The organism is Pseudomonas hydrolytica, assembly GCF_021495345.1.
GTDB classification, from domain to species: Bacteria; Pseudomonadota; Gammaproteobacteria; order Pseudomonadales; family Pseudomonadaceae; genus Aquipseudomonas; species Aquipseudomonas hydrolytica.
Genome location: NZ_CP099397.1, coordinates 4698619 through 4721080 on the forward strand (window position 1 = coordinate 4698619; position 22462 = coordinate 4721080).

A 22462-nucleotide genomic window follows, 5' to 3' on the forward strand; every position below is an offset into this window, starting at 1 on the left:
GCAAAACCCACCACGTAGGGTGCGCCGCGCGCACCGGCGGCGCTTTACCGTAGCCCGGATGCAATCCGGGAAGTGACGATCTGCCCCGGATTGCATCCGGGCTACGAAGCGACGCGATATGGCATTCGTTGCACCTCGCACCAGAGGCCCTGAACGCAAAAGCCCCGGCACTGGGGCCGGGGCTTTCGGATGGTGCCGGAGGCGCTTAGAACTGCGCGGCGTCGAGCAGATACAGCGACTCGCTACCGGCCTTGACCGACGCACTCAGCGAGTGAATGCGCGGCAGCAGACGGGCGAAGTAGAAGCGTGCGGTGCCCAGCTTGCTGGCGTAGAACTCGTCCTGCCCTTCCTTGCCCAGCGCGGCCCTGGCCATCAGCGCCCACATATAGGCATAGGCGGTGTAGCCGAAGACGTGCAGGTATTCCACCGAGGCCGCACCGATCTCGTTAGGGTTGCTCTTGGCACGGTCCAGTACCCAGGCGGTCAGCTCATCCAGGTTCTGCACTGCAGCCGCCAGCGGCTTGGTGAACTCGGCGAGGCTGGCATCGGCCGAAGCGACGAAGGCTTTGATCTCGTCGGCCAGGTGCTTGTAGTAGCTGCCGCCGCTGCCGACGATCTTGCGCCCCATCAGGTCCAGCGACTGGATGCCGTTGGTGCCTTCGTAGATCTGGGTGATGCGGCAGTCGCGCACCAGCTGCTCCTGGCCCCACTCGCGGATGAAGCCGTGGCCGCCGAAGATCTGCTGGCCGTGCACGGTGGTTTCCAGCGCCATGTCGGTGAGGAAGGCCTTGGCTACCGGGGTCAGCAGCGCCACCAGTTCGTCGGCACGCTTGGCGGTGTCCTTGTCCTCGCTGTACTTGGCGGTATCGAGCTGCATGGCGACATAGCTGGAGAAGGCGCGACCGCCCTCGTTCAGCGCCTTCATGGTCAGCAGCATGCGGCGCACGTCCGGGTGCACGATGATCGGGTCGGCGGCCTTGTCCTTGGCGACCGGGCCGGTCGGCGCGCGGCTCTGGATGCGCTCGCGGGCGTACTCGATGGCGCTCTGGTAGCTGCGCTCGCCCAGGGCCAGGCCCTGGATGCCGACGCCCAGGCGCTCGTAGTTCATCATGGTGAACATGGCATTGAGGCCCTTGTTCACTTCGCCGACCAGGTAGCCGGTGGCGCCGTCGAAGTTCATCACGCAGGTGGCCGAGGCCTTGATGCCCATCTTGTGCTCGATGGAGCCGCAGCCCAGGGCGTTCTTCTCGCCCAGCGAGCCGTCGGCACCCACCATGAACTTGGGCACCAGGAACAACGAGATGCCCTTCGGCCCGGCCGGTGCGTCCGGCAGCTTGGCCAGCACCAGGTGGATGATGTTCTCGGTCAGGTCGTGTTCGCCGCCGGTGATGAAGATCTTGGTGCCGGAAATCTTGTAGCTGCCATCGGCCTGAGGTTCGGCCTTGGTGCGGATAATCCCTAAGTCGGTACCGGCATGCGGCTCGGTCAGGCACATGGAACCGGCCCAGACGCCGGCGTACATGTTCGGCAGGTACTGCGCCTTCAGCTCTTCGCTGGCGTGGTTGAGGATCGACAGGCAGGCGCCGGCGGTCAGCATCGGGTACAGGCCGAAGGACAGGTTGGCCGAGTTGACCATTTCCTCGACCTGGGCGCCGATCACCTTGGGCATGCCCATGCCGCCGAACTCCGGCGAACCGCCGACACCGACCCAGCCGCCTTCGGCGTAGGTCTGGTAGGCCTCGGGGAAACCGGCCGGGGTCTTCACCGCGCCGTTGTCCCAGGAGCAGCCTTCCTCGTCGCCGCTGCGGTTGAGCGGGGCGATGCTGCCGGCGGTGACCTTGCCGGCTTCTTCGAGGATGGCGCTGGCAGTCTCGGCATCGACCACCTCGGCCAGGGCCGGCAGCTCGGCCCAGAGCTTGGAAACTTCGAAGACTTCATTGAGCACGAAGCGCATGTCGCGCAGGGGGGCTTGGTAATCGGCCATGACACATCCTCGGAAAAACGGACTTACGTGAGAGGGCCGAGTTTACTGGAACAACTTTACAGACACATAGGGTCGTGTTGTGACCATATATTCACAACAGGTCACTAACTATTTGATTGATGAAGAGCGAGGGAAAACCTCATCAACCGCTCGTCGCCGGCTTGGCTATTCGCCCCCGGAGGCCAGCTTGACGGCGCCCCGACGCTGGCCGGCGCTGCGGATGCAGTTGCGCCCGGCAGCCTTGGCGCTGTACAGCGCCTTGTCCGCTTCCTTGATCACTTCCTGAGGGTTGCGCTGTTCGGCCTTGCGCTCGGCCACGCCAATGCTGACGGTCACCGACACCTCGCTGGCCCCCTTGCCGGCGCGGCGCGGCTTGCCCTCACGATCGTCGCGCGGCCGGTTCTGCTTGTCGCGCAACTGCATGCGGTACTGCTCGATGGCCAGGCGCACGGTCTCCATATGCGGCAGGCACTGCTCCAGGCTCCTGCCGGGGAACAGCAGGGTGAACTCCTCGCCGCCATAGCGATAGGCCTTGCCGCCACCGCCGACCTTGCGCAGCTGGCTGGCGACCAGGCGCAGCACCTGATCGCCGACATCGTGACCGTGGGTGTCGTTGAATTTCTTGAAATGATCGACGTCGACCATGGCGATCACATAGTCACGCCCCAGACGCTGCAGGCGCTCGTTGAGTGCGCGCCGACCCGGCAGCCCGGTGAGCTCGTCGCGGAACGCCATCTGGTAGGCCTCATGAGCCACCGAAGCCACCAGCATGAGCATCACCATGCTGATCATCACCTGCAACGCATTGGCCAGGATAAATACCTGCGGCAGCATCCATAGCAGGCCGCACAGGCCAAGCAGTTGCGCCGCGTGCAGCGGGCGGGGACGACGCAGGTATTGCGCCAGCAAGGCGACGAAGGCCAGCAGGAACATCAGATAGGCCAGCTGCGCCAGGTTCATCCAGGCGCCATGCAGCGCCGGCCAGTGAATCTGCGCCAGCCACTCGGCGATGCCCTGCGGATAACGCCGCGCCAGGCCGAAGGCCACCGCACCGATCGCCAGCAGCACCAGCGCGCGAGCCAGCATGTCCTGCGCCAGGTGCGAACGTTCCTCCCAGCAGCCGTACAAGGCGTAGAGCAGCGGCAGCAGCAGGCAGACCAGGTGAAAGACCAGCGCGGCATCGTCGCGCACCTGACCGCCGTCACGGAAGTGATCGATCTGGATATCCAGCAGGAAATAGCCGACATACAGCGCCAGCAGCAGGAACACTTCGCGCTGGCGGCCATAGACCAGACAGAAGGCGCCCCCCAGCAGCAGAAGAAGCGTCGGCAACACGTTGAACAGGGAGAGGAAGAATTCGCCGAGCGCCGGCAAGCGTGCAGCCACCAGCCCACCGACCAGCAAGGGCAGCGAGGAGAAGAAGTGACTGAGGCGCAGATTGGCCGGACGAATCACGCTGGCATCCCGGACGATAGATGAAGGCATTCTGCTTGCTTCGCCCCTTGAAAACAGCGACAGGATGCGACATTCGCTTCAATGCACGGCGCAAAAACGACAACGCCGCCCCGAGGGGCGGCGTTGCGGTTCAACCGATCAGGACTTAGAAGCCGAGCGCGAAATGCTCTTCGTCCATTTCCATCAGGTTGTTGGCGCCGGACAGCATGGCTTCGACGTGCGCGCGGGTGCGCGGCAGGATACGTGCGAAGTAGAAGCGCGCGGTCTGCAGCTTGGCCTTGTAGAAGGCCTCGTCGCCGGTGCCGGCAGCCAGCTTCTCGGCGGCCAGGCGCGCCATGTCGGCCCAGAAGTAGGCCAGGCAGGCGTAACCGGAGTACATCAGGTAGTCCACGGAGGCGGCACCGACTTCTTCGCGATCCTTCATCGCAGCCATGCCGATCTTCATGGTGATGTCGCCCCACTCCTTGTTCAGCTTGGCCAGCGGCTCGATGAACTCCTTGACGGAGTCATTGGCTTCGTTGGCCTGGCAGAACTTGTGCACGATCTTGGTGAAGTTCTTCAGGGCGCCGCCCTGAGTCATCAGCACCTTGCGGCCCAGCAGGTCCAGCGCCTGAACGCCGGTGGTGCCTTCGTACATCATGGAGATGCGGCAGTCGCGCAGGTTCTGCTCCATGCCCCACTCGCTGATGAAGCCGTGGCCACCGTAGATCTGCATGCCGTGGGAAGCGGCTTCGAAGCCCACTTCGGTCATGAACGCCTTGGCGATCGGAGTCAGGAAGGCCAGCAGCTCGTCGGCGGCCTTCTTCTCTTCTTCGTTCTGGCTGTACTTGACGATGTCCACCTGCTTGGCGGTGAAGTAGACCATGGCGCGGTTGCCTTCGGCGAACGCCTTCATGGTCAGCAGCATGCGGCGCACGTCCGGATGCACGATGATCGGGTCGGCGGCTTTTTCCGGGGCTTTCGGGCCGGTCAGCGAACGCATCTGCAGACGCTCGCGGGCGTACTTGATGCCACCCTGGAAACCGACTTCGGCGTGGGCCAGGCCTTGCAGCGCGGTACCCAGACGAGCGGTGTTCATGAAGGTGAACATGCAGTTCAGGCCCTTGTTGGCCGGGCCGATCAGGTAGCCGGTGGCACCGTCGAAGTTCATCACGCAGGTGGCGTTGCCGTGGATGCCCATCTTGTGCTCGATGGAGCCACAGGAAACGGCGTTGCGCTCGCCTACGCCGCCTTCGGCATTGGGCAGGAACTTCGGCACGATGAACAGCGAGATACCCTTGGTACCGGCCGGGGCATCGGGCAGGCGGGCCAGAACGATATGGACGATGTTGTCGGCCATGTCGTGCTCACCAGCGGAAATGAAGATCTTGGTACCGGTGACCTTGTAGCTGCCGTCGGCCTGCGGTTCGGCCTTGGTGCGCAGCATGCCCAGGTCGGTGCCGCAATGCGGCTCGGTCAGGCACATGGTGCCGGTCCACTCGCCGGAAACCAGCTTGGTCAGGTAGGTGTGCTTCTGCTCGTCGGTGCCGTGAGCGCTCAGGGTGTTCATCGCACCATGGCTCAGGCCCGGGTACATGCCCCAGGACCAGTTGGCCGAACCGACCATCTCGCTGATGGCCAGGCCGAGGGATTCCGGCAGGCCCTGGCCGCCGTGCTCGACGTCATGCGCCAGGCTCGGCCAGCCGCCTTCGACGAACTGCTGATAGGCCTCTTTGAAGCCGGTCGGGGTCTTCACGCCGGATTCGCTCCAGGTGCAGCCTTCGGTATCACCCACACGGTTCAGCGGCGACAGAACCTGCTCGCAGAACTTGGCGCCTTCTTCGAGGATGGCGTCGACCATGTCCGGAGTGGCGTCCTGGCAACCTGGCAGGCTCTGGTAGTGAGCTTCATAGCCCAGCAGCTCGTCACGAACGAAACGAATGTCACGCAAGGGGGCCTTGTAGTCAGGCATAACGGTAAACCTCTGCGGTGGATTCCTAGTAGTTGGGGTGACCGGCTTTGGCGGTCGCTCTCGGGATCACTCCCGGCTGCCTGGCCACGAGGCTGCGGCCGAAGCAATCAAACAGGCGTTTGAAACATACGTTTACGCCATCCCCTTGTCAAGCGCTGCCAATCGGCCGGCTACGCGACCAGATCGACACGCGGCTCAGGCGCCGGCAGTTCACCCAGGCGCCGATACAGATCAAGACTAGGCGCAGACGGCGGGGCTTGCCGCTGCTGGCTCGTCTGTTCCTGCTCGTCGCGCCGGGACCGTGCGCGCTCGTCGCGCGCCTGCTCCGCCGCCGCGGCTTCCTCACGACGCAGCTCGGCCAGCTCGACGCGTGCCTGGGCAGCCTGCGCCTGAGCCAGCGCAGCCACGCGCAGGTCCTGCGCAGAGGGTTCAACCGGGGCCAGCGCCGCGCGCAGGACGATCTCCATCTTGCGCAAGGTGGCTTCAGGGTCGTTGGGAACGGGCGCGGTATCGATGCTGACTTCGCCGGACACGGCGTAACGCTGGCCATCGGGCCCGCGCTTGAAACTGTAGGTGGGAGCCCCGGCGTACTGACCGCCCACTGCCGCGTGCGCCTGCTCGTGAGCGCGGACCTCGCGGTCGCGTTGCGCCAGCTCGGCGATTTCCAGCTGCTCAAGACGCTGCTCCTGCGGGCCGGGCTCGCTGTCGCCGGCACGCCCTTCGGTGGAAGGACGATCGGCCTCCTCGCGTTCCGAGGCGGCCGAATCCGCCTGCTGCTCCTGAGCAGCGGCCACCGGCGGGAGATCGGCACGGAGCATATCGGGGGAGACATCGGACGAAAGCGGGCGGGCCGGCGCAGCGGAGGGCGCAGGTGCGAACGACGGCAGGCTGTTGCCGATCAGCATGTGCTCCCTCCTGCCCCGTTGCTGGCCGCTGCAGCGGCCGGGGCGGAACTACCTATGCACGGGTGTCGATCAGGGTGCCCAGCACTTCGTCGGCGGTTTCCACCACCCGTGCGTTGGCGCGCACCTCGTTCTCACCGACGCGCAGCGCCACCAGACTCTCGGCGAGGTCGGGACGGGTCTGCTCGGCAGCGCGTGGCGCCTGGTTGACCTGATTCTGTGCCGGGGTCTGCTGGCTCGCTGGCTGCTGCGCTGGCTGGCTGACGGAATTGCTGGCGATCTCGACGGCAGCCTGCTCGACACGACGCTGCCCGGCCTGAATGCCGCTCAGACCCGAGTTGAATGCATTGGCGGAGATTTCCATCGACAGCTCCCTGCGGGAAATAGAACCTGACGCCCTGTATTGAAGCAGAAGACGGCTAAAAAATGTACAGACAAAAGGCTATCGTCTGTTTGCTGTTTATTACCAGTCTGCCAGCCGCTCAAGGCTGAGATGCTCCGCCACTGCAGCGGCCGAAGCGCTCGCCAGGTGCGGCACACGGCCCAGGCAAGGAGCAGGCAGGCGCTCGGCCAGGGTGGCGAGGTTTTCCTCCAAGCGCGAGGTGTGCGGGTCGACCACGTTGGCCACCCACCCCGCCAGGCTCAGGCCGTCACGTGCGATGGCCTCCGCGCTGAGCAGCGCATGGTTGATGCAGCCCAGGCGCACACCCACCACCAGAATCACCGGTAGCTCGAGCGCCACGGCGAAGTCGGAGAGGTTCTCGGCGCCGGCCAGGGGCACACGCCAGCCACCGGCACCTTCCACCAGAGCGAAGTCCGCGCCCTTGGCCAGGATCGCCTTTGCCGGCCCGAGCAGGCTGGCGACATCCAGCCTTACCCCGGCCTCGCGCGCTGCCAGATGCGGCGCGATGGCCGGCGCGAAGGCGAAGGGGTTGACCTCCTCGTAGCGCAGCGGCAGGGAGCACTGCGCAAGCAGCGCGAGGGCATCGTCATTGCGCAGGCCATCGGCGCTCGCGACGCAGCCGGAGGCCACCGGCTTGGCCGCCGCCGTGCTCAGCCCTCGCAGACGCGCGGCATGCAGCAGGCCGGCGGCGATGGTGGTCTTGCCAATTTCGGTATCGGTGCCGGTAACGAAGTAAGCGTGGGTCATATCGTTTTCCTCTGTGCTGTATTCGAGCGCGCGACACCGAAACAGCTCTAGCGGGGTTTGCCCAGCACGCCGTAGACCACCTGGTAGGTGGCGGGCAGCCCGGCTGGCTGGCGGAACGTCTCGTAGGCCTCGATCAGCGCGCGAATCCGCGCGCGCCCGGTCAGCCCGCCCGGGCGGCCGGGATTGAGGTTGTGCGCGCCGAGGTCCTTGAGCGAACTGGTCAGGCTGCGCAAATCGGCAAAATGCAGGGTTTCGGCCCGGTGCTGCAGCGCCAGCACCTGCATCTCGCCGCCTGCGCAGAGCTGCTGATAATCCTCGAACCGGCGAAAGCGATTGACGTGGACGAAGCCATCGACCGCCTGCCAGCTGTCGCGCAGCTCCTGCAGAGTGCCGACGCACAGGCTGGAAAAGGCCATCACACCGCCGGGACGCAGCACGCGCCGGGCCTCGCTCAGCACCCGCTGAAAATCTCCACACCACTGCAGGGCCAGGCTGGAGAACAGCAGATCGGCGCTGGCGCATTGCAGTGGCAGCGCCTCGGCATCGCCGGCGATGAAATGCGTCGCACCGCCAAGCGGCCGAGCATGACGCAGCATGCCCTCGGCGATATCCACCGCCACGCCCTCGCCTGACGGGTAGCGCTCGGCCAGGGCGCGGGTGAAAAATCCGGTGCCGCAGCCCAGATCCAGCCAGCGCTGTGGCTGCAGCGATGCGGGCAGACGCGCCAACAGCTGCACGCCGACGCTGCGCTGCAACTCGGCAACGGCGTCGTAGCTTTCGGCCGCGCGGGAAAAGGAGGCGGCGACCTGGCGCTTGTCCGGCAGGCCGCCGGGCTGGGCGTACTCGCTCATGGACCGCCCCTGCAGGAGATGCCATGGGACGTCTGCAGCTGGTGCGCGCGGCGCACCCTACGAGTGCTCGGCATACCGGGAAAGCGAGGGTGCGGCGCCTGCACGTAGGGTGCGCCATGCGCACCAAGGGATTGCGGCACTTCGCGGCAGCAAGTCGGCCTCCTACGCGTCGCCATCGCTGGCCTCGCGGATAAACTCGAGCAGCAGCCCCGCCAGGGCCTGCGGTTGTTCCACAACGAAGGCGTGGCCGCAGCCCTCCAGCACGTCCACCTCGCCGGCTGACAGCAGCGCCAGCAGCTCATCGGCGACGGCGGCCGGCACCAGGGCGTCCTGTTCGGCCAGCAGGTGCAGCTGCGGTCCGGCGAAGGTCGCGAGCGCGGTACAGTTATCCAGCGTCGCCAGTACCTGCAATCCGGCCAGCAGCGAAGGCTCGTTGGCCAACACATTGGCCTGCAGCAAGCGCGCCAGGCCTCGGGCGTCGCCGCTGCCCTGGGCGCAGAGCATAGCGAAACGCCTGAGGGTGGCGCCGGCGTTGTGCGCGCAACCCTCATAGAAGGTGGCATAGGTATCAGCCGGCATCGCCTGCGGCCAGGCGTCGCTGGAAACGAAGCGTGCGTTGCTGGCCAGGCCGATCAGGCCACGGCAACGCTCGCCGCGGCGCGCGGCCAGGGCGGCGGCGAGCATGCCGCCGAGCGACCAGCCGGCCAGCCAGCAATCGCCCGGCAGACGCGCGTCCAGCTCGTCCAGCCAATCCGGCACGCTGACCGAGGTCAGCGCCGGCAGATCGGCAACGTGCACCTGCAGTTCGTCACCCAGCGCCTCGGCCAGCGGCTGCAGCACGGCACCATCCAGGCCCCAGCCCGGCAACAGAATCAGCGTCTCACGCATCGGCCTGCACCTGCGGCCAGCACTCGGCCAGGGCTTCGAGCAGCAGCTCGAGCTGCGCCTCGCTGTGCGCGGCGGACAGGGTCACGCGCAGCCGCGCGCTGCCCGCCGGTACGGTGGGCGGACGGATAGCCCCGACCAGCAGGCCGCGGTCCTTGAGCAGGGCCGAGAGTTTCAGCGCCCGGGCGCTGTCGCCGACCAGGATCGGCTGGATCGGCGTCGGGCTGTCCATCAGGCTCAGGCCGATCTCGGCCGCGCCCTGACGAAAGCGCGCGATCAGCCGCTGCAGGTGCTCGCGGCGCCAGCCTTCTCTGCGCAGCAGCTCCAGGCTTTTCAAGGTGGCGCAGGCCACCGCCGGCGGCTGGCTGGTGGTGTAGATGTAGGGGCGGGCGAACTGGATCAGGGTCTCGATCAGTTCCTCGCTGCCGGCGACGAAGGCGCCGGCGGTACCGAAGGCCTTGCCCAGCGTGCCGACCAGCACCTGCACCTCATCCAGGCCCAGACCGAAGTGCTCGACGATGCCGCCGCCGGTGGCGCCCAGCGGGCCGAAGCCATGGGCGTCGTCAACCATTACCCAGGCGTCCCGGGCGCGCGCTTCGGCGCACAGCACCGGCAGATCGGCGAGGTCACCGTCCATGCTGAACACGCCATCGGTGACCACCAGGCAGTTGCCGCTGGCCTTGCGCAGGCGATTGGCCAGGCTCACCGCATCGTTGTGCAGGTAGCGCGAGAAACGCGCGCCGCAAAGCAGGCCGGCATCGAGCAGCGAGGCGTGGTTGAGACGGTCCTGCAGCACGCTGTCGCCCTGACCGAGCAGCGCGGTGACGACCGCCAGGTTGGCCATGTAGCCGGTGGAGAACAGCAGCGCCCGCGGGCGCCCGGTGAATTCCGCCAGCGCCTCTTCCAGCTCATGGTGCGGCGTGCTGTGGCCGATCACCAGATGCGAGGCGCCGCCGCCGACGCCCCATTTTTCCGCACCCAGCTGCAGGGCACGGATCACCTCGGGGTGATTGGCCAGGCCCAGGTAGTCGTTGGAACAGAAGGCCAGCAGCTCCTGATCGTCGGCGCGCACCTGTGGCCCCTGTGGGGTCTGCAACAGCGGGCGCTGGCGGAACAGATCGGCGGCCTGGCGCTCGGCCAGGCGGGCAGCGAGATCGAAGCTCATGCACGGTTTCCGTAAGAGCGAGCAGCGCTCGCTCCCACACAAGAGGAATCAGGCCGAGGCGGCGTTGTAGAACAGCTTGGAATCGCGCTGCTCGACCAGCGCCTGCTCGATGGCGGCCTGGTGCACCTCGTCGGCATGTTCCTCGCGCTCTTCCGGCTTGATGCCGAGGCGCTTGAACAGCGCCATGTCCTTGTCCGCCTGGGGGTTGGCGGTGGTCAGCAGCTTCTCGCCGTAGAAGATTGAGTTGGCGCCGGCCATGAAGGCCAGGGCCTGCATCTGCTCGTTCATCTGCTCGCGGCCGGCGGACAGGCGCACGTGGGATTTTGGCATCATGATGCGCGCCACGGCCAGGGTGCGGATGAAATCGAACGGGTCGACGTCCTTCTCCTCGGCCAGCGGCGTGCCCTTGACCTTGACCAGCATGTTGATCGGCACGCTCTCCGGGTGCTCCGGCAGGTTGGCCAGCTGGATCAACAGCCCTGCGCGGTCGTCCACCGACTCGCCCATGCCGAGGATGCCGCCGGAGCAGATCTTCATCCCCGCCTCACGCACGTAGGCCAGGGTCTGCAGACGCTCGGAATAGGTGCGGGTGGTGATGATGTTGCCGTAGAACTCCGGCGAGGTATCGAGGTTGTGGTTGTAGTAGTCCAGCCCCGCCTCGGCCAGCGCCTGGGTCTGCTCCTGAGTCAGCTTGCCCAGGGTCATGCAGGTTTCCAGGCCGAGCTTCTTCACGCCCTCGACCATCTTCAGCACGTAGGGCATGTCCTTGGCCGACGGATGCTTCCAGGCCGCGCCCATGCAGAAGCGGGTGGAGCCGATGGCCTTGGCCTCGGCGGCGGCCTGGAGCACCTTCTCCACCTCCATCAGCTTTTCCTTGTCCAGGCCGGTGTTGTAGTGGCCGGACTGCGGGCAGTACTTGCAATCCTCCGGACACGCGCCGGTCTTGATCGACAGCAGCGTGGAAACCTGCACACGGTTGGGGTCGAAGTGCTGACGATGGACGCTCTGCGCCTGGAACAGCAGGTCGTTGAACGGCTGCTCGAACAGTGCGCGAACCTCGGCGAGAGTCCAGTCGTGGCGGGTGGTGATTGCGGCGGTTGCGCTCATTTGAGAAGTCCTTCGACGCTTGGCGGCATCTGTTGTCGGGCCCACAGGGGCATTCAGGCTCAGGCCATCATATGTGGCAGTTGGATGCTGTCAACCGCAAGAAAGGCACAGGTTGACGATAGATCAATAATTGAACAATCGAACTTCCATCATGGCATCTTGCCAAATACCTACTCCCACAACAGGACGCTTGCATGCTGGTAGAAGGTTTTTTCGAAGGGTTGGGCCATGCTCTGGGCCGCGCCATCCGCTTCGTCGTCGACATGCTCTCCGGCGCGCTGGGCGCCGTGGCCGATGCCATCGACGATTTTCTCCACGGTCTGGCCAGCGCCATCGGCATGGATGTGTCGATCTTCAGCATCATCCTGCTGATCATCGGCCTGCTGTTTCTCTACAGCGGCATACGCGCGCTGCTGCGCCGCTCCATCGTCGGCGGCGTCATCTGGCTGTTCCTCGGTCTGGTGGTGATGGGTTGGCTGATTCGCTGAGGGCAGACTAGCCTCAGAGTTTTCGCTCACGGACGAGCCCGCATGCCGCTCTTTCCAGCTTCGCTCGCGCATCGCCTTGCCTGGCTGCGCCCCAGGCGCCACTGCCAGCTGTGCGATGAAGCCAGCGATCACGCCGAACTGAGCATCTGCAGCGCCTGCCAGACCGACTTGCCCTGGCTCGGCGCACACTGCCAGGTCTGCGCAGTGCCGCTACCGGCCCAAGGCATGATCTGCGGCGCCTGCCAGAACAAGCCGCCGAGCTTCGCCCGCGTGGAAGCGCCGTGGCGCTACGCCTTTCCGGTGGACAACCTGATCACCCGCTTCAAGCACCAGGGCCAATGGCCTCACGGCCGCCTGCTCGGCGAATTGCTGGCCGAGCACCTGAGCCACGCCTACGACGAAGGGCTGGCGCGACCGCAAGTGCTTCTACCAGTGCCTCTGGCACGCAAGCGCCAGCGACTGCGCGGCTTCAACCAGGCGCAGATGCTCGCCACCTGGCTGGGCGCCAGCCTGGGTTTGCCGGTGCAGCATGACTGGCTGCAGCGCCGCATCGACACGCCCGCGCAGCAAGGTCTGGACGCCGCCACGCGCAAGCGCAACCTGCGCCAGGCCTTCACCCTGGATGCCAAAGCGCAGGTTGCCGGCTGCCATCTGGCGCTGGTCGACGACGTACTCACCACCGGTGCGACCGCCGGTACGCTCGCCCGTTTGCTGCGCCACGCCGGTGCCCAGCGGGTCGATGTCTACTGCCTGGCCCGCACGCCGCGCCCGGGCGATGGCTGACTTGACGCACATGGCGCAGTCCCGCACCGTGCCGTGCAGTTCTCCAGCCGCCCAAGAGCCATGTCGCCACTCGATCCCCTCGCCCAACTGCTCAACCGCCGCCCGAAGCGCCTGGCCCTGCTCGAGCAGATCGCCGAGCAGGGGTCCATCACCCGCGCGGCCAAGGCAGCCGGGCTCAGCTACAAGGCGGCCTGGGATGCCATCGACGAGCTGAACAACCTGTCCGAGCAGCCGCTGGTCAGCCGCAGCGTCGGCGGCAAGGGCGGCGGCGGCGCGCGCCTGACGCCTGCCGGCGAGCGCCTGCTGGCATTGCAGCGCCGGCTGCAGGCGCTGCAGACACAACTGCTGCAGGCCGCCGGCGACGAGGCCGACCTGGAACTGCTCGGTCGCCTGATGCTGCGCACCAGCGCGCGCAACCAGCTCGCCGGACGCGTGCGCCAGATTCAGTCCCACGGCCACAACGACCTCATCGATATCGAACTGCCTGGCGGTGCGCACCTGCAGGCGCAGATCACCCACGACAGCACGGAAAACCTGCAGCTCAGCGCTGGCAGCAGCGTGGTCGCTCTGATCAAGGCCGGCTGGCTGGAGCTGCAGCCGCTGAGCCAGGCGGCAGACGCCGAACGCAATGCACTGGAAGGCCGTATCGAGCAGATCCTGCCGGCCAGCGATGGCCCCAGCGAAGTACGCATGAGCCTGAGCAACGGCCAGACCCTGTGCGCCTCGGTCGAGCCGCAACACCTTGCGACGCTGGGCCTGGTCGTCGGCGACCCGGTGCGCGCGCAATTCGCCGCCAGCCAGGTGCTGCTGGGTACGCAACTGTAGGGCGGGTGATGCTGCATCCGCCCGACGGCCAGACCATCGGCCAGGTACACTGTGCCTCCACCTATGCGGAGCCGCTCATGAGCCACCCCTTCTCCACCCTCACCCCGGATCTGGTGCTCGATGCCGTGGAGAGCCTCGGCTATCTCAGCGACGCCCGCGTATTGGCACTCAACAGCTACGAGAACCGCGTCTATCAGGTGGGCATCGAGGACGAAACGCCGCTGATCGCCAAGTTCTATCGCCCGGACCGCTGGAGCGATGCGGCGATCCGTGAAGAGCACACCTTCAGCCTCGAGCTGGCCGAACACGAAGTGCCGGTGGTGGCGCCACTGCTGCGCGATGGCGAAACGCTGTTCGAGCATGGCGGCTTTCGCTTCGCGTTGTTTCCCCGCCGCGGCGGACGTGCGCCTGAGCCGGGCAATCTCGACCAGCTGTATCGCCTCGGCCAGTTGCTCGGGCGCATGCATGCCATCGCCGCCAGCCGCCCCTTCGCGCATCGCGAAAGTCTGACGGTCAGCGGCTTCGGCCACGCCTCGCTGGCCGCCCTGCTCGACGGCGGCTTCGTACCGCGCAGCCTGCTGCCCGCCTACGAGTCGGTGGCGCGCGACCTGCTCGCCCGTCTCGACGAGCTGTTCGCCCGCGTGCGCTACACGCCGATCCGCCTGCACGGCGACTGCCACCCCGGCAACCTGCTGCACCGCGACGACGCCTTCCATATGGTCGATCTCGACGACTGCCGCATGGGCCCGGCGGTGCAGGACCTGTGGATGATGCTGGCCGGCGAGCGCCACGAACGCCTCGGCCAGCTCGCCGAGCTGGTCGACGGCTATCAGGAATTCCACGACTTCGCCGCCCGCGAACTGCCGCTGATCGAGGGCCTGCGCGCCCTGCGCCTGATGCACCACAGCGCCTGGATCGCCAAGCGCTGGGACGATCCGGCCTTCCCCCTGGCCTTCCCCTGGTTCGCCGGCGAACGCTACTGGGGCGACCAGATTCTCTCTCTGCGCGAACAACTGGCGGCGCTGGACGAGGAGCCGCTGCGGCTGTTCTGAGGCGTCGTTTAGATCCCTCATGTAGGGTGCGCCGTGCGCACCGATGCGGGCGATGCCGAACGGTGAGCAGGTGTATCCGGAACGGCTGGTGCGCACGGCGCACCCTACCTGGACGGCGACCCGCAACGCCGACAGTGGAGTAACCCGGATGCAACCCGGGGCGCCGTTCCCGGATGGCACCGGGCTACGTACTGGGTCGACTGATACAGTTGCGCGCGCTGCGTAAACTTTGCCTTACGACTTTGCCGGCCGCTCGGCATGCGGAAAAACCTGAACGAACAGACAAGGCCGGGGCCAGAGGACTAGAATCTTGCGGCAACCGTTAGCTGCCTAACCAAGGATTTCCGATGGCCACCGCCAACCCGCAACGCGGGTACATTCTGGGCCTTACCGCCTACATCATCTGGGGTCTGTTCCCGCTCTACTTCAAAGCTCTGCAAAGCGTCCCGGCGATGGAGATCATCGTCCACCGGGTGCTCTGGTCGGCGCTGTTCGGCGGCCTGCTGCTGCTCGTCTGGAAACACCCGGGCTGGTGGCGCGAGCTGCGCGACAACCCCAAACGCCTGGCGGTGCTGGCCGGCTGCGGCCTGCTGATCGCCACCAACTGGCTGGTGTACGTGTGGGCGGTGAACAGCGAACGGATGATCGAGGCCAGCCTGGGCTACTACATCAACCCGCTGATCAACGTGCTGCTCGGCCTGCTGATCCTCGGCGAGCGCCTGCGCCGCCTGCAGTGGCTGGCGGTCGGCCTGGCCGCGCTGGGCGTGCTGCAGCAGCTTTGGCAGGTGGGCAGCCTGCCCTGGGTGTCGCTGGTACTGGCGCTGACCTTCGGCTTCTACGGGCTGATCCGCAAGCAGGCGCCGGTGGCAGCACTGCCCGGGCTGGTGGTGGAAACCTGGCTGCTGCTGCCGGTGGCACTGGCCTGGCTGGTGCTGCACCCCGCGGCGATGAGCAGCCAGGCGAGCTTCTGGACCAGCAGCGAGGCGCTCTGGCTGGCGGCGGCCGGCCCCATCACCCTGGTGCCGCTGGTGTGCTTCAACGCCGCGGCGCGGCATCTGCCCTACACCACGCTGGGCTTTCTGCAGTACCTGGCCCCGACCCTGGTGCTGCTGCAGGCCATCCTGCTGTTCGACGAACATTTCTCGCCGAGCACCCTGCTGGCCTTCGCCTGCATCTGGGCCGGGCTGTTTGTATACAGCCTGGATATCTGGCTGAGCCTGCGCAAGCGCTCGAACGCTTAACTCGGCGGTGCGCACGGCGCACCCTACGATTCCGCGCCGAGCATCCTCGTAGGTGCGCCGCGCGCACCGGCTCTCTTTCACTGAACAAAAAACACCCATCCGGCGCCAGGCCTCGCCAACCCTGGCGCTGCGCCTGTCACCCCCGGCTTATCCACAGATCCATCCCCGGCATTTGTGCACAAGCCCTTGATCCTGCTGCATTTTTGGCCAGCCAATGAAAAGCCCCGGGGCACTAGGCAGTGCGCCGGGGCTCCCCAGTTTACCCACAGGCTGATCCACGCCTGCCGTGGATATCAATCCTCGGCGCGCAGATTCAGCTCCACCATCAGATCGTCGGCCAGGGTTTCCAGGCGCGTCTGCAGCTGCTCCAGGGGCAGCGTCTCCGGCACGGCCAACAGCGCTTCGGCGGTGAATAGCAGCTCGCCGCTCATCGGCGCCGGGGCCACTTCGGTCAGCAGGTTCTCCAGATTGACGCCCTGCTCGGCCAGCACGCGGGTGATGTCGCGCACGATACCGGGGCGGTCGTTGCCCACCAGCTCCAGACGAATCGAGGTGAAACGCCCACCCGGCTCGCTACCGCTGGCCGCCAGCTGCACGCGGATGCCCTGGGCACTCAGCGCTTCCAGATCCTTGATCAGACCGCCGTGCGCCTCGGCCGGCACGTCTACCCGCACGATCCCGGCGAACTGCCCGGCCATGCGCGCCATGCGGCTCTCCAGCCAGTTGCCGCCGTGCGCGGCGACGCAGCCGGCCAGACGCTCCACCAGGCCGGGCTGATCCGCGGCAATCACTGTCAATACCAGATGATCCATGTACGGCCTCTCTCATTCATGTAGTGCTAGGGGTTCAATTCTGTAGTGCCAGCCAGTAAGTCAGAAACTGCTCGTCGCGCACATAGCCCAGGCGTTCGTACAGGCGCTGTCCGGCCAGGTTGGTTTTCGCCGTCTCCAGTTGCAGGCCGCAGGCCCCGCTGGCCTCGGCATGGGCGCGCGCCGCGTTCATCAGGGCCTCGCCGACGCCCAGGCGGCGGGCGGACTCGTGCACATACAGATCGCTGAGCAGCCAGGCCGGTTCAAGGGCCAGCGATGACTGGAAGGGGTAGAGCTGGACGAAGCCCAGGGCGACGCCCTGCGCATCACGCGCGATGAACAGCTGCGAGTCGCCGCGTTTCAGGCGCTCGCCGAGAAAGGCGGCGATCTGCGTCTCAGCCTTGGGCACCTCGTAGAAACGCAGGTACCCGGCGAACAGGCGGGTGAGGTCTTCAAGATCGGCAGTAGCGGCGACAGATACCAGCATGACAGGCTCCAACGGCTTGGCCGCAGTATAGGTGAAGGTGGCGTAGGCCATATTCGGCCCGTTGTCAGTAGCCCGCACAATTAATCGTGTACGTTTTTGCTTTTTTTATGAAACAATAGCGACCTTTTTTGAACACAACGCGTACTGCTCGTGACCGTAATCAGTCTTTTGGTCGCGGTCTGACGCACACCCACTGCATTTCCCCGGAATCTTGATGTAGTATGCCGCGCCACGGACTACAAGACGGCCAGACCGTCTCCGACGAGCCTCTCTGAAAGCGCAGGCGTTGACCCGCAGGTCGTTTTCAGAGGTGCCCGAAGCGGCGATTGAGTAAAGCTCAGATAGTGAGGCAAGTGATGACTGAACGCGTTCAAGTCGGTGGCCTGCAGGTCGCCAAAGCCCTGTACGACTTCGTGAACAACGAAGCCATTCCCGGTACCGGCATCGCTGCCGACCAGTTCTGGGCCGGTGCCGCTGCGGTCATCAAGGACCTGGCACCGAAGAACCGTGCCCTGCTGGCCAAGCGCGACGAGCTGCAGGCACAGATCGATGCCTGGCACCAGGCGCGCAAGGGTCAGGCCCATGACGCCGCTGCCTACAAGGCCTTCCTCCAGGAAATCGGCTACCTGCTGCCGGAGCCGGAAGACTTCCAGGCCACCACTGCCAATGTCGACGAAGAGATCGCCCGCCTGGCCGGCCCGCAGCTGGTGGTGCCGGTGATGAACGCGCGCTTCGCCCTGAACGCTTCCAACGCCCGCTGGGGCTCGCTGTACGACGCGCTGTACGGCACTGACGTGATCAGCGAAGAAGGCGGCGCCGAGAAGGGCAAGGGCTACAACAAGGTGCGTGGCGACAAGGTCATCGCCTTCGCCCGCGCCTTCCTCGACGAGGCCGCGCCGCTGGCGGCCGGCTCGCACGTCGATGCCACCGGCTATGCCATCGTCGGCGGCAAGCTGGTCGTCGCCCTCAAGGGCGGCAGCAACAGCGGCCTGCGTGACGACGCGCAACTGGTCGGCTTCCAGGGCGAGGCCAGTGCGCCGATCGCCGTGCTGCTCAAGCACAACGGCCTGCACTTCGAAATCCAGATCGACGCCTCCAGCCCCATCGGCAGCACCGACGCCGCCGGCGTGAAAGACGTGCTGATGGAAGCGGCGCTGACCACCATCATGGACTGCGAAGACTCCGTCGCGGCGGTCGATGCCGACGACAAGGTGGTGGTTTACAAGAACTGGCTGGGCTTGATGAAGGGCGACCTGGCCGAGGAAGTGTCCAAGGGCGGCCAGACCTTCACCCGCACCATGAACCCGGACCGCGTCTACACCCAGCCGGACGGCTCCGAGCTGACCCTGCATGGCCGCTCGCTGCTGTTCGTGCGCAACGTCGGTCACCTGATGACCAACCCGGCCATTCTCGACGCCGAAGGCAACGAGATTCCCGAAGGCATCCAGGACGCGCTGTTCACCAGCCTGATCGCGGTGCACAACCTGATCGGCAACACCACGCGCAAGAACACTCGCACCGGCAGCGTGTACATCGTCAAGCCGAAGATGCACGGCCCGGAAGAAGTCGCCTTCGCCAGCGAAATCTTCGCCCGCGTCGAGGATGTGCTGGGCCTGGCCCGCAACACCCTGAAGGTCGGCATCATGGACGAAGAGCGCCGCACCACCGTCAACCTCAAAGCGTGCATCAAGGCCGCCAGCGAGCGCGTGGTATTTATCAACACCGGCTTCCTCGACCGTACCGGTGACGAGATCCACACCTCCATGGAAGCCGGCGCCGTGGTGCGCAAGGCCGCCATGAAGAGCGAGACCTGGATCGGCGCCTACGAGAACAACAACGTCGACGTCGGCCTGGCCACCGGCCTGCAGGGCCGCGCGCAGATCGGCAAGGGCATGTGGGCCATGCCGGACCTGATGGCGGCGATGGTCGAGCAGAAGATCGCTCACCCGCTGTCCGGCGCCAACACCGCCTGGGTCCCCTCGCCGACCGCCGCCACCCTGCACGCCCTGCACTACCACAAGGTCGACGTGTTCGCCCGTCAGGCCGAACTGGCCAAGCGCACCCCGGCTTCGGTGGACGACATCCTGACCATCCCGCTGGCCAAGGACACCAACTGGAGCGAGGAGGAAATCCGCAACGAGCTGGACAACAACTCGCAAGGCATCCTCGGCTACGTGGTGCGCTGGATCGACCAGGGCGTCGGCTGCTCCAAGGTGCCGGACATCAACGACGTCGGCCTGATGGAAGACCGCGCCACCCTGCGCATCTCCAGCCAGCTGCTGGCCAACTGGCTGCGCCACGGCATCGTCAGCGAGGCGCAGGTGGTCGAAAGCCTCAAGCGCATGGCGCCGGTGGTGGATCGTCAGAACGCCAATGACCCGCTGTACCGCCCGCTGGCCCCGGACTTCGACAACAACGTCGCCTTCCAGGCCGCGCTGGAGCTGGTGGTCGAAGGCACCAAGCAGCCCAACGGCTACACCGAGCCGGTGCTGCATCGCCGTCGTCGCGAGTTCAAGGCCAAGAACGGCCTCTGATTCGCAGCCGCCGCAAGAAAACCGCCCTACGGGGCGGTTTTTCATTGCCCCTCCGCGGGGCCCCCTACTTAGGTGCAATGGGCAAGGTGGCCGATCCGCGCCACACTGCAAGCATTCCGAAGCTGCGAGGCGCAAGCCCATGAGCAAGGCCGATGCCATGGCCGATGCGGGCAAGACCGCGGTGCTGCAGAACATTCACGGCACCATGGAGTTCCTGCAGAAGTTTCCCCCCTTCAACCAGATGGACACCGCCCATCTGGCGTTCCTCGTCGAGCATTGCCAGCTGCGCTTCTACGCCGAGGGCGACTCGATCATCAAGCCGAGCGACGGCCCGGTCGAACACTTCTATATCGTCAAACAGGGTCGCGTGCACGGCGAGCGCCCGCACAGCGCGCGGCGCGGCACCGAAACCACCTTCGAGATCACCGTTGGCGAGTGCTTCCCGCTGGCCGCGCTGATTGGCGAACGCGCCACCCGCACCGAACACCTGGCCGCCGAAGACACCTTCTGCCTGCTGCTGACCAAGCTCGCCTTCGTCAAGCTGTTCGCCGTGTCCAACCCGCTGCGCGACTTCGCCCTGCGCGGGGTCAGCAGCCTGCTCGATCAGGTCAACCAGCAGGTGCAGCTGCGCGCGGTGGAAACCCTCGGCGCGCAATACTCGCTGGACACCCGCCTGGGCGAACTGGCCATGCGTCAGCCCATCGGCTGCGCCCCGCAGACCCCGCTGCGCGAGGCCGTGCGACTGATGCACGAGCAGCACGTAGGCAGCATCGTGGTGGTCGATCCGGACAACCGCCCATTGGGCATCTTCACCTTGCGCGACCTGCGCCGCGTGGTCGCCGACGGCGCCGACCTGGCGCAGCCGATCAGCAACCTGATGACCCCCAGGCCCTTCCACCTGCCCCCGGACGCCAGCGCCTTCGACGCCGCCATCGCCATGACCGAGCGGCATATCGCCCACGTCTGCCTGGTGGACCACGAGAAGCTCTGCGGGGTGATCTCCGAGCGCGACCTGTTCAGCCTGCAGCGCGTCGACCTGGTGCACCTGGCGCGCACCATTCGCCATGCCGGCAAGGTGGAGACCCTGGCCGGGCTGCGCAGCGACATCCGCCTGCTGGTCGACCGCATGCTGGCCCACGGCGCCAGCTCGACGCAGATCACCCATATCGTCACCCTGCTCAACGACCACACGGTCAGCCGGGTGATCGAGCTGACCATCGAGGAGATGGGCGACCCCGGGGTGCCCTTCACCTGGCTGTGCTTCGGCAGCGAGGGCCGCCGCGAGCAGACCCTGCATACCGATCAGGACAACGGCATTCTCTTCGAGGCCGCCGATGCTGCCGAGGCCGCTGCCATTCGCGGGCGCCTGCTGCCGCTGGCCGCCGAGATCAACCAGCGCCTGGCGCAGTGCGGTTTCACCCTGTGCAAGGGCAACATCATGGCCAGCAACCCCGAGCTGTGCCTGTCGCGCCAGGAATGGTCGCGGCGCTTTGCCGGCTTCGTGCTCGAGGCCACGCCGGAGAACCTGCTGGGCTCCACCATCTATTTCGATCTGCGCGCGATCTGGGGCCCGGACGAAGGTTGCGAGCAGCTGCGCGAGGAACTGCTCGGGCGCATCGGCAACAACAGCCTGTTCCAGCACATGATGGCCGAGAACGCCCTGCGCCATCGCCCGCCGGTGGGACGTTTCCGCGACTTCGTGGTGGCGCGCTCGGGCGCCGACAAGGACACCCTGGACCTCAAGGTGCAGGGCCTGACCCCCTTCGTCGATGGCGCCCGCCTGCTGGCCCTGGCCAATCACATCTCTGCGGTGGGCACGCTGGAACGCCTGCGCGCCCTGGTCGCCAAGGGCGTGATTGAGGCCCAGGACGGCGCGGCCTACGAAGAGGCCTACCACTTCATCCAGCAGACCCGCATGCAGCAGCACCAATTGCAGGCACGCGACGAGCAGCCCTACTCCAATCGTCTCGATCCTGACAGTCTGAACCTGCTGGATCGGCGCATCCTTCGCGAATCCTTCCGCCAGGCCCAGCGACTGCAAAGCAGCCTGGCCGTGAGGTATCAGCTATGAGCAAGTTCACCTGGTTCACCGGCCGCGGGCCGGCCCTGACGCAACGACAACTGGAACGCCGCCAGACCCTCGCCACACCGGCGGAAATGGACGAGCGCCCGCTGCATCAGCAGCGTTTCGTCGTGCTCGATCTGGAAACCACCGGCCTCAACATGCGCCGCGACCAGGTGCTGGCGATCGGTGCGGTGGTGATCGACAACGGCGCCATCGACCTGGCTCAGCAGTTCGAGCGCACCCTGCACCTGCCGGATCACCAGGCCAGCGCCAGCACCCTGATTCACGGCATCGCCCCCAGCGAGGTGGCGCGCGGCGTGGAGCCCGTCGAAGCGCTGCTGGACTTCATGGAGTTCGTCGGCAGCAGCCCGGTACTGGCCTTCCATGCCGAGTTCGATCAGCGCATGCTGGCCCGCGCGCTCAAGCAGCACCTGGGCTATCGCCTGCAGCACAGCTTCTTCGACGTCGCCGAGATCGCTCCGCTGCTGTGCCCGCAGTCGCGCATTCGCCAGGGCGGGCTGGACGAGTGGGTCGCCGAATTCGGCCTGCAGGTGCACCAGCGGCACAACGCCAGCGCCGACGCGCTGGTCACCGCCGAATTGGCGCTGATGCTGTTCAGCAAGGCGCGTCGTCAGGGCATCGACAGCCTCTGCGAGCTGGAGCGCCAGCTGTCCAGTCGGCGCCGCCGCCATCACGCCATGTGACCGGCGCACCTCTCGACCGCCACG

At 66.2% G+C, this 22462-nt stretch carries 20 protein-coding genes; 8 read left to right on the forward strand and 12 right to left on the reverse strand.

The features are described 5' to 3' along the window. Nucleotides 1-205: 205 nt before the first annotated feature. From L1F06_RS22160 to bioB, 10 genes are all read right to left on the reverse strand, one after another. Nucleotides 206-1984, reverse strand: coding sequence for an acyl-CoA dehydrogenase C-terminal domain-containing protein (locus tag L1F06_RS22160; RefSeq protein WP_004373631.1), 1779 nt, complete (start codon nt 1982-1984; stop codon nt 206-208). 165 nt (nt 1985-2149) lie between these two features. Then, the gene (locus L1F06_RS22165) at nt 2150-3469 is read right to left on the reverse strand and encodes a GGDEF domain-containing protein (RefSeq protein ID WP_230089956.1); all 1320 of its coding nucleotides are present in this window, start codon (nt 3467-3469) and stop codon (nt 2150-2152) included. A gap of 115 nt (nt 3470-3584) precedes the next feature. Beyond that, nucleotides 3585-5390, reverse strand: a complete 1806-nt coding sequence (locus L1F06_RS22170; RefSeq protein WP_004373634.1) for a phenylacyl-CoA dehydrogenase — start codon at nt 5388-5390, stop codon at nt 3585-3587. A gap of 170 nt (nt 5391-5560) precedes the next feature. Then, nucleotides 5561-6295, reverse strand: a complete 735-nt coding sequence (locus L1F06_RS22175; RefSeq protein ID WP_129482545.1) for a putative metalloprotease CJM1_0395 family protein — start codon at nt 6293-6295, stop codon at nt 5561-5563. A 52-nt stretch (nt 6296-6347) separates the two neighbouring features. Continuing rightward, a complete protein-coding gene (locus L1F06_RS22180; protein WP_090429284.1) occupies nt 6348-6656 on the reverse strand; it encodes a hypothetical protein in 309 nt (102 codons plus the stop codon). A 99-nt stretch (nt 6657-6755) separates the two neighbouring features. Further along, nucleotides 6756-7442, reverse strand: a complete 687-nt coding sequence (gene bioD / locus L1F06_RS22185) for a dethiobiotin synthase (protein WP_129482544.1) — start codon at nt 7440-7442, stop codon at nt 6756-6758. 47 nt (nt 7443-7489) lie between these two features. After that, nucleotides 7490-8293, reverse strand: coding sequence for a malonyl-ACP O-methyltransferase BioC (gene bioC / locus L1F06_RS22190; RefSeq protein ID WP_129482543.1), 804 nt, complete (start codon nt 8291-8293; stop codon nt 7490-7492). Between the two features lie 162 nt (nt 8294-8455). Next, nucleotides 8456-9181, reverse strand: a complete 726-nt coding sequence (locus L1F06_RS22195) for an alpha/beta fold hydrolase (RefSeq protein ID WP_012019925.1) — start codon at nt 9179-9181, stop codon at nt 8456-8458. Then, a complete protein-coding gene (gene bioF, locus L1F06_RS22200; protein ID WP_012019926.1) occupies nt 9174-10343 on the reverse strand; it encodes an 8-amino-7-oxononanoate synthase in 1170 nt (389 codons plus the stop codon). Before bioF ends, L1F06_RS22195 begins: the two co-directional genes overlap by 8 nt. 48 nt (nt 10344-10391) lie before the next feature. Beyond that, nucleotides 10392-11450: a biotin synthase BioB gene (gene bioB / locus L1F06_RS22205; protein ID WP_012019927.1), complete on the reverse strand. Its 1059-nt coding sequence runs from the start codon at nt 11448-11450 to the stop codon at nt 10392-10394. Between the two features lie 194 nt (nt 11451-11644). Between bioB and L1F06_RS22210 the strand changes: the two genes are divergently transcribed. The 5 genes from L1F06_RS22210 (at nt 11645) to rarD (ending at nt 15839) form a co-directional block, all read left to right on the forward strand. Beyond that, nucleotides 11645-11938 carry a hypothetical protein gene (locus L1F06_RS22210; protein ID WP_004373651.1) on the forward strand — a complete coding sequence of 98 codons (294 nt, stop codon included), beginning with the start codon at nt 11645-11647 and terminating at the stop codon, nt 11936-11938. A gap of 42 nt (nt 11939-11980) precedes the next feature. Continuing rightward, nucleotides 11981-12721, forward strand: a complete 741-nt coding sequence (locus L1F06_RS22215) for a ComFC family protein (protein WP_129482542.1) — start codon at nt 11981-11983, stop codon at nt 12719-12721. Nucleotides 12722-12781: 60 nt separating this feature from the next. After that, nucleotides 12782-13546: a TOBE domain-containing protein gene (locus tag L1F06_RS22220; protein WP_129482541.1), complete on the forward strand. Its 765-nt coding sequence runs from the start codon at nt 12782-12784 to the stop codon at nt 13544-13546. 77 nt (nt 13547-13623) lie between these two features. After that, on the forward strand, nt 13624-14598 hold the full coding sequence (locus L1F06_RS22225; protein ID WP_129482540.1) for a serine/threonine protein kinase: 975 nt from the start codon (nt 13624-13626) through the stop codon (nt 14596-14598). Between the two features lie 347 nt (nt 14599-14945). After that, nucleotides 14946-15839 (forward strand): EamA family transporter RarD, encoded by an 894-nt coding sequence (rarD, locus tag L1F06_RS22230; protein ID WP_004373659.1) that lies wholly within the window; start codon nt 14946-14948, stop codon nt 15837-15839. Between the two features lie 293 nt (nt 15840-16132). On the opposite strand, the gene L1F06_RS22235 is transcribed toward rarD, so the two are convergent. Both L1F06_RS22235 and L1F06_RS22240 read right to left on the reverse strand, forming a co-directional pair. Then, nucleotides 16133-16651, reverse strand: a complete 519-nt coding sequence (locus L1F06_RS22235; RefSeq protein ID WP_004373661.1) for a glycine cleavage system transcriptional repressor — start codon at nt 16649-16651, stop codon at nt 16133-16135. Nucleotides 16652-16685: 34 nt separating this feature from the next. Next, on the reverse strand, nt 16686-17135 hold the full coding sequence (locus tag L1F06_RS22240; protein WP_004373663.1) for a GNAT family N-acetyltransferase: 450 nt from the start codon (nt 17133-17135) through the stop codon (nt 16686-16688). 356 nt (nt 17136-17491) lie between these two features. On the opposite strand from L1F06_RS22240, the gene L1F06_RS22245 reads away from it, so the two are divergent. From L1F06_RS22245 to L1F06_RS22255, 3 genes are all read left to right on the forward strand, one after another. Continuing rightward, nucleotides 17492-19669 (forward strand): malate synthase G, encoded by a 2178-nt coding sequence (locus L1F06_RS22245; protein ID WP_129482539.1) that lies wholly within the window; start codon nt 17492-17494, stop codon nt 19667-19669. Between the two features lie 139 nt (nt 19670-19808). Next, nucleotides 19809-21740, forward strand: coding sequence for a putative nucleotidyltransferase substrate binding domain-containing protein (locus L1F06_RS22250; RefSeq protein WP_012019933.1), 1932 nt, complete (start codon nt 19809-19811; stop codon nt 21738-21740). Further along, nucleotides 21737-22438, forward strand: a complete 702-nt coding sequence (locus L1F06_RS22255) for a 3'-5' exonuclease (RefSeq protein WP_129482538.1) — start codon at nt 21737-21739, stop codon at nt 22436-22438. Before L1F06_RS22250 ends, L1F06_RS22255 begins: the two co-directional genes overlap by 4 nt. Nucleotides 22439-22462: the final 24 nt, after the last annotated feature.